Source organism: Neisseria sp. P0021.S007, from assembly GCF_051956855.1.
In genome coordinates this window covers 1-623 of the sequence record NZ_JBQCXA010000715.1, presented here as the reverse complement: position 1 = coordinate 623, position 623 = coordinate 1, and the positions used below count along the sequence as shown (strand labels likewise).

1 protein-coding gene and 1 pseudogene are annotated in these 623 nt (G+C 49.3%); both read right to left on the bottom strand.

Features of this window, described 5'->3' with window-relative positions; all coding sequences use genetic code 11:
• A pseudogene (locus ACTHUR_RS15555) lies at positions 1 to 159 on the bottom strand (tRNA 2-thiocytidine(32) synthetase TtcA); the annotation flags it as partial.
• 128 nt (positions 160 to 287) lie between these two features.
• Positions 288 to 623, bottom strand: a 336-nt coding sequence (locus ACTHUR_RS15550; protein ID WP_440399537.1) for a RidA family protein, incomplete at its 5' end; no start/stop codon positions are given.

The window sequence follows — 623 nt, the reverse complement described above, 5'->3', positions numbered from 1 at the left end:
ATCTAAAAGGGCGTAGCTGTCTTTGCCGCCGGAGAGGCAGACCATGATTTTGTCGCCCGGTTCGATCATATTGAAATCGTTAATGGCATCGCCGACGGCGTGGCGCAGGCGTTTGCTGAGTTTGTTGTTTTCTAATTCTTGCTTGGTTTTTTTGGACATGGCTGTTTGTGCTTTGAAATAATAGAAAAATTTAAGGGCGGTATTGTACCTCAAAAGAATAAAGGCCGTCTGAAAAACTGCGCTTGCTTGGTTGAAGCGGCGTTTTCAGACGGCCTGATATTTGTGCTTTATTTGATTTGAAGGGCGGTAATTTTGATTTCAACCTTCCAGTCTGGTGAAGCCAGTTTCGCTTCCACGCAGGCGCGGGCCGGAGCGCGCTCAGGGGCTGTCCATGCGTCCCAGGCTTCATTCATAGCGGCGTAGTCGTTCATATCGGGCAGATAGATGGTAGCTTCTAAAATGTGGGCTTTGTCGGATTGGCATTGTGCGAGCCATGAATCGATTTGCGCCAAAACGTTTTCAGTTTGTGCTTTGGCGTCGGCTTCAGGATTTTCGGGAACCATGCCAGAGAGGAAAACCAAGCCGTTGGCTACGACGGCTTCCGAATAGCGTTTGCTTGTGCC